This window comes from Arthrobacter sp. Dra40 (genome assembly GCF_059091905.1).
Genome location: NZ_JBNHHB010000258.1, coordinates 1 through 6340, shown reverse-complemented (window position 1 = coordinate 6340; position 6340 = coordinate 1). Strand labels below are relative to the sequence as shown.

Here is a 6340-nt window from a genome sequence, read left to right as displayed (position 1 = left end):
TTTTATCCATCGCTGCACGTCAGAGCAGGTCTCCGGGAGAGGGAAAAAGCCGGAAATCAAACATTTAATTCAGATTTCCGGCTCCCCACTTCGGCTGTCGCGGGCTCAGAACCCGTCGAAAATGGTTATTCCGTTCACCACAGTTCGTACACACTCCGGCAATCTGCCGTTGTCGAGAGACGGCAACATGGGCGTTCCAGCCCTCGCATCGGTGCTCCATGCGGACACCCGGGAGTCCGGAGTCTGGATGGAGAGTTCATCCGCATCCCACACGGCGAACGTTGCCGGGGTTCCTGGTGCCAGTTGGCCCTCAAGGGGATTCGGTTCTCCTGCCGCCCGCCAGCCGGCCCTGGTGTGGGCCAGGAACGCTGCCCGCGCCGAAATCTGCTCGCGCAGGTTGTGGTGCTCCAGGCACGCTTTCACGGTGGCCCACGGGCTTTGTTCGGTGACCGGTGCATCGGAGCCAATGGCGACCGGGACGCCCGCAGTCTGCAGTGTGCCGACTGCGTTCATGGCCAAGGCAGCATCGGCGCCGAGCCGGGCGGCATACATGCCCTCGGCACCTCCCCAATAAGCATCGAAGAGCGGCTGCATGCTGGCGGTCACTCCATGGTGCAGCATGCGCTCCAGCGCACCTTCCGGCACCATCTCCACATGCTCGAGCCGAGGCCGGGCCCCACGGACCACCGCGTGCCCGATGCGCTCGGCGGCCAGATCCAGTGCGTCGAGCACCCGCAGGAGGCCGGCGTCGCCGATCACGTGAAAGCCTGGCTGGACGCCGTGCCGGGCGGCCAGTTCTACATGCAGCGCTGCGTCCTCCGTTTCGAGGTAGAGGGTCCCGTGCTCGCCCGGGCGGTCGGTGTAGCCCGCGCAGATGGCTGCAGAGTGCGATCCCACTGACCCGTCCATGGTCAGGTCCCCGGCCAGCCCCCGCAGGCGCCCCGAGAAGCGTTCAACGGTCTCGGCAACGTGTTGGGCGGAGGTCATCAGCTCTCCCCAGTACGGCAGGATCCTGGGCCCGGGCTCGGCGTCGTTCAATGCCAGCAATCCCAGCAGGTCTTCGGCGGGGCCCAGTTGCGGGGCAGCCATTTCGGCCAGGGCGACGTAGCCGCGGGACGCGGCGTGCTGCAGAGCCATCCGCTGTAGTTCTTCACGCCGGCCGGCAGCAGGCGTCTGGACGGCGTCCCGCGCCTGCTTCAGGGCCGGGCCGCTGACTGTGCCGCTGCCGGACCAACCGGGCAGGTCCGACAGGCCCAGACGGGCAGCCAGAGCGGCCGAAACGGCTGCAGAATGGACATCGACCCGGGCCAGGAAGACATCCGCCCCGCCCGTGGCGCGGTCGAGCTCCACAGCGCTCGGCGCCCGGTTCTCCGGCCAGCGTGTTTCATCCCAGCCGTGCCCCAGGACCGGGCCCGGGTCCTGCCGGGAAGCGGCGGCCACGGCGTCGAGCAGTTCCACCAGCGACGCGCAGCCGCTCAGGTTGAGCGAGGACAGGGCCAGTCCGGTCTGCGTGACGTGGGCGTGCGAATCCACGAACCCGGGCGCCACCAACCGTCCATCCAGATCGACGATTTCCATGGAGCTGTCAGCGATGGACGTGGCTGCATGCTCCGTGCCGATCCACGCCACGGTGCCCCCGTCCACCAGCATCGCAGTGGCGTAAGGGTCAGCGGCGCTGTAAACGCTGCCGTTGCGGTACAGGGTCAGCCCCGTGGCGGCGGGCAGGACGGATGGGCTCATGGAGATCCTTTCAACTGAGGTGGTGCGGCGAAGGGCACTATTCGGCCACTGCCGCGTAGGCGACGACACCGCGTCGGACCAGGCCAATGGCCTGCCGGCTGCGCGCCGCGAGCTGCGCATCAAGGGTGGGTACTTTCGCCAACTGGTCCAGCAGGTCGATCACCTGTTTGGCCCAGCGGACAAAGTCGCCGGCCGCCAGATCGGTGCCTTTCAGTGCGGTTTGCAGGGACCGGCCACCGGCCCACTTGTAGATCGGCCAGGCGAGGCCCAGCTCCGGCTCGCTGCTGAGCGGCAGCCGGTGTTGTTCCTCAAGATCGGTCAACTGTGACCATTCGCGCACGGCGATGGTCACGGCGGCTTCCATCGCCGGCGAAGGCATCTTGGGCCGGATGCCTGCCTCTTCCCGTTTGGCCTGGTACACCAGGCAGGACACAAAGGCGGCCAGTTCCGCGGCGGTCAGGCCGTCGAACGCGTCCTGCTCCAGGCACAGCGCCACCAGCAGGTCGCGGTCGCCGTAGATCCGACGGAGCCGTTCGCCGGCAGGACTAATGGCCACGCCATCGCCGCCGGTCTCCAGATAGCCATAGCTGTCGAGCACCTGGCAGACGCGGTCAAAAGTCTTGGCTATGGTGTTCGTGCGGCCCTGGATCTGCGACACCAACTGGTCGGTTTCCTTGCGAAGCTTCCACCAACGCTCCGCCCAGCGGGCATGGTCTTCACGATCGCTGCAACCGTGGCACGGGTGGGCCTTGAGCTTGCGGCGCAGGTCGTTGATCTGCCGCTCGGCCTTGGGGCCGCCGGGGACAACAAAGTCACGGTGCTCGCTCCCCCGCCGCGGCGGCCGCTTGTCGTGCAGGGCATTGCGCAGCGAGGAGGCCAGGTCGCGGCGTTCCTTGGGGCTGCGGGCATTGAACGTCTTGGGAATCCGGATGCTGGACAGTACCTCCACCGGGCCTTGGAAATCGTCCACAGAGATCCGGCGGATGTGCTTTTCCTGCGTCAGCACAGTGGGGCGGGGCTCGCGCGCGGATTCGTCCCGGTCAAGCACCACGGCATAGCCCAAATTCCGGCCCGCCGAAATGTCGATGATGTCGCCCCGGCGCAGGCGGTCCAGCGACGAGGCGGCCGCGGAACGCAGATGCCGCGACTGGTTGCGGGAGGCACTCTTTTCGACGTCGTTCAGTTCCCGGCGCAGGCGGGCATACTCGCTGAAGTCACCCAGGTGGCAGCTCATGGCCTGTGCGTAACCAGCCAGCGACTCTTCCCGGCTGCGCACCTGCTTCGCCAGGCCCACGACCGAGCGGTCTGCCTGGAACTGCGCGAACGAGCTCTCCAAAATCTCGCGCGCCGGCCCCCTGCCGAACTGCGCAATCAGGTTGATGCTCATGTTGTAGGTAGGACGGAAGCTGGAGTTCAGCGGGTAGGTCCGCCGCGACGCCAGGCCCGCCACAGCTCCCGGATCCGTGCCTGGTTGCCAGAGCACCACGGCATGGCCTTCAACGTCGATGCCGCGCCGGCCGGCACGGCCGGTGAGCTGCGTGTACTCCCCTGCCGTGATATCGACGTGCGCCTCGCCGTTGAACTTATCCAGTTTCTCCAACACGACCGAGCGCGCCGGCATGTTCACACCCAGCGCCAACGTCTCGGTAGCGAAGACTGCGCGGACAAGTCCGTCGGCAAAGAGCTTCTCCACCACTTCCTTGAAGGTCGGAAGCATGCCGGCATGGTGGGCGGAAAACCCCCGGGAGAGGCCTTCGCGCCACGTCCAGAAGCCCAAGACGTCAAGGTCCTCTTCGGCTATGTCCTGCACCGCCTCGTCCACGCGGCGGACGATGGCAGCGCGCTCCTTTTCGGTGGTCAGCAGCAGCCCGGATTCCAAGCACTGCTTCACCGCGGCATCGCAGCCGTTGCGGGAAAAGATGAACGTGATAGCCGGCAGCAGTCCTTCGCTGTCGAGCTTGGCGATGACCTGCGGCCGGCTGGCCCGCCGGATCCGGGTCAGCGCCTGCCGCGGAGGTTCGGGTGCGCGGCGCCCCCGCCGGCCGCCGGAGCGGCCCCAGTTGGCGCTGCGGTTAAGCCGGTGCTCGGCGGAGGCCAGTTTCAGCAGTTCAGGATTCACATCATAGGCCCGGCTGCTGCCCGTTCCCGATTCCTGCACTGATTCGTCAAAAGCGACGTCACCGGCGAAGAGATCGAACAAGTCCGAGCCAACCATGATGTGCTGCCACAGCGGCACGGGGCGGTGCTCGGACACCACCACGTCAGTGTCGCCGCGGACGGTGTCCAGCCAGGCGCCGAATTCTTCGGCGTTGGAGACGGTCGCCGACAGGGAGACCAACCGCACGTCGCTGGGCAGGTGGATGATGACTTCCTCCCACACTGCACCACGGAACCGGTCGGCCAGGTAGTGCACTTCGTCCATCACCACGTAGGCCAGGTCCAGCAGGGTGTCGGAATTGGCATACAGCATGTTCCGCAGCACCTCGGTGGTCATCACCACCACGTCTGCGTGCGGGTTGACAGACGTGTCGCCCGTCAGCAGTCCCACCCGGTCGGCTCCGTAGGTGGCCACCAGCTCGTTGTACTTCTGGTTGCTTAGTGCCTTGATCGGCGTCGTGTAGAACGCTTTGAGGCCGCGCTGCAAGGCCATGTAGACCGCGAACTCACCAACGACGGTCTTGCCGGCGCCAGTGGGAGCAGCCACCAGCACGCCGCGGCCGCGTTCCAAGGCCTCACACGCCTCGCGCTGAAAAGGGTCGAGTTCAAATCCGAGAGTTTGGCTGAACGAGTACAACCGGGTCTTGGAGAAGGCTACCCGTTCGGCGGCCGCCAGGTAGCGTTCGGATGGAGAACTCATATCAAAAGCCTATCCGTTTAAACCCGCCCGCCCGATGGGTGGTCGGGGCGCCGGAGCGGCCGCGGCTTATTTGGCTGGGTCAGGCTTTCCCTCGCCGGGTTCCAGCTGCTCAAGCGGTGTCGCTTGGTCGAGGGTGGCAGCGACGTCCGCTTCACGTAGCCGGCGCCGCTTTTCCCGCCGCTTGTCGTTAACCAGGCTGATGCCGGTGGCCACGAAAAACAGTGCCAACAGCGGTCCCGCCAGGAGGAACATGGACATGGCATCCGGGCCGGGTGCGGCCATCGCGGCTACCAGGCAGACCACGAACACCACGATCCGCCAGCTCTTAATCACCCGGCGGCCGGACAACAGGCCGGCGAAATTCAACCCCACCAGGACCACGGGCAGCAGGAACGCGATCCCGAGCGACAGGAACATGCGCATCACGAACGTGAGGTAGTCGGTGGCCAGGATCTGGTTCACCCCGCCTTTCGGCGTGAACATGGTGAGGACCTTGACGATCTCCGGGAGCACGATCCAGCCGAAGTATATTCCCACCAGAAACAGCGGCACGGCAGCGAGCATGAAACCGAGCGTGTAGCGGCGTTCCTTGGACTTGAGGCCGGGCGTGATGAAAGCCCAAATCTGGTAAATCCACACCGGCGAGCTGACCAGCAGCCCCAGGAAGATGGAGACCTGGATCTTCAAGTCGAAGGGCGATCCGACACTGCCGTAGTTGATTTCGGCACGCCGGCCCTTTTCCGCCGAGATCTCCATCAGGGGCTGCTGGACGGCGACCATCACCGGGTCGTACAGGAACCAGCCGGCGACCGCGCCCAGGAGGACGGCGATCCCGGCAATGATTAGCCGGTTGCGGAGCTCTCTGAGGTGGGCCTTGAGCGGCATCCGCCCCTCGGGGTTGGCCTTCCGGCCTTTCTTACCGGCCACGGCCCTTACTGCTGGTGCGGCGATGGGGATCCGCCGTTCGCATTCGGCTTCTGGCCGCGGTTGTCATTGGTGTTCCGGGGCGGATTAACCACGCGGCCCTCGACCGGTTCCGAGTCCCCGTCGGCTGCGGACGGGTCATCGTCCTTCATCTGCCGCACCTCGGACTTGAAGATGCGCATGGACTGTCCCAGGCTCCGGGCGAGTCCGGGCAGCTTCGGTGCGCCGAAGAGCAGCAGCACAAGGATGACCAGAATAATAATGGTCGCGGGGTTATCGAAGAGTCGTCCCATGCGTGGTTCCTTTCGTCCAGTACATCCTATGCCATGGCGGGGTCAGGAGAGCCGCAGATCGCGGAGCGACTGCCGCTGTCCGCGCGCTGCCCTGCGGGCCAGCCTGCGCTGGCGCCGGTCTTCCCGCCGCCGCTCCTTACCCAGGACGTAATCCTCCTTGAGCACGGCGGTGTCGGCGAAGATGGCCGGCCGGTGGCTGCGGGCTTCTGCCGGCGGCTGTTCCACGCGGAATCCGCCACCCAGCCGGTCCGCAGCCGCCTCGAATTCCTGCAACGTCCGCATGAAGTGGCGGAAGATCCGCCAGGCGAGCAGCGCCATGAACACCAGGGCCAGCGCGCAGAGGGCTACCCAGAGCAGGATCCAAAACCAAAGGGGCATGCTGTCCACTCTAGCTTCCGGCGGCTGCGGCGTCCGAGCGGTAGGCCTCAAGCGCCTGCCGCAGCCAGTGCTGCGTCTGGTCAGCCGCTTCGGCCGGTTCCAGGACGGACACTTCTCCGCCATGCCGGGCCACCAGGCCCGGCAACAC

5 protein-coding genes are annotated in these 6340 nt (G+C 66.0%); all 5 read right to left on the bottom strand.

What is annotated here, in order from left to right:
* Nucleotides 1–105: 105 nt before the first annotated feature.
* The gene (locus tag AC5RWT_RS33180) at nucleotides 106–1740 is read right to left on the bottom strand and encodes an amidohydrolase (RefSeq protein WP_494083926.1); all 1635 of its coding nucleotides are present in this window, start codon (nucleotides 1738–1740) and stop codon (nucleotides 106–108) included.
* A 37-nt stretch (nucleotides 1741–1777) separates the two neighbouring features.
* Nucleotides 1778–4597: a DEAD/DEAH box helicase gene (locus tag AC5RWT_RS33175; RefSeq protein WP_494083925.1), complete on the bottom strand. Its 2820-nt coding sequence runs from the start codon at nucleotides 4595–4597 to the stop codon at nucleotides 1778–1780.
* A 66-nt stretch (nucleotides 4598–4663) separates the two neighbouring features.
* Nucleotides 4664–5524 carry a twin-arginine translocase subunit TatC gene (gene tatC, locus AC5RWT_RS33170; RefSeq protein WP_494083924.1) on the bottom strand — a complete coding sequence of 287 codons (861 nt, stop codon included), beginning with the start codon at nucleotides 5522–5524 and terminating at the stop codon, nucleotides 4664–4666.
* A gap of 5 nt (nucleotides 5525–5529) precedes the next feature.
* Entirely contained in the window at nucleotides 5530–5814 is a 285-nt protein-coding gene (gene tatA, locus AC5RWT_RS33165; RefSeq protein WP_494083923.1) for a Sec-independent protein translocase subunit TatA, read from the bottom strand.
* Nucleotides 5815–5856: 42 nt separating this feature from the next.
* Complete coding sequence (locus AC5RWT_RS33160) at nucleotides 5857–6192, bottom strand: hypothetical protein (protein WP_494083922.1); 336 nt, start codon at nucleotides 6190–6192, stop codon at nucleotides 5857–5859.
* Nucleotides 6193–6340 lie beyond the last annotated feature (148 nt).

Bases quoted from the DNA above. Each gene is read 5' to 3' on its own strand.
- tatA (WP_494083923.1), bottom strand. From the start codon at position 5,814: ATGGGACGACTCTTCGATAACCCCGCGACCATTATTATTCTGGTCATC.
- AC5RWT_RS33175 (WP_494083925.1), bottom strand. From the start codon at position 4,597: ATGAGTTCTCCATCCGAACGCTACCTGGCGGCCGCCGAACGGGTAGCC.
- AC5RWT_RS33160 (WP_494083922.1), bottom strand. From the start codon at position 6,192: ATGCCCCTTTGGTTTTGGATCCTGCTCTGGGTAGCCCTCTGCGCGCTG.
- AC5RWT_RS33180 (WP_494083926.1), bottom strand. From the start codon at position 1,740: ATGAGCCCATCCGTCCTGCCCGCCGCCACGGGGCTGACCCTGTACCGC.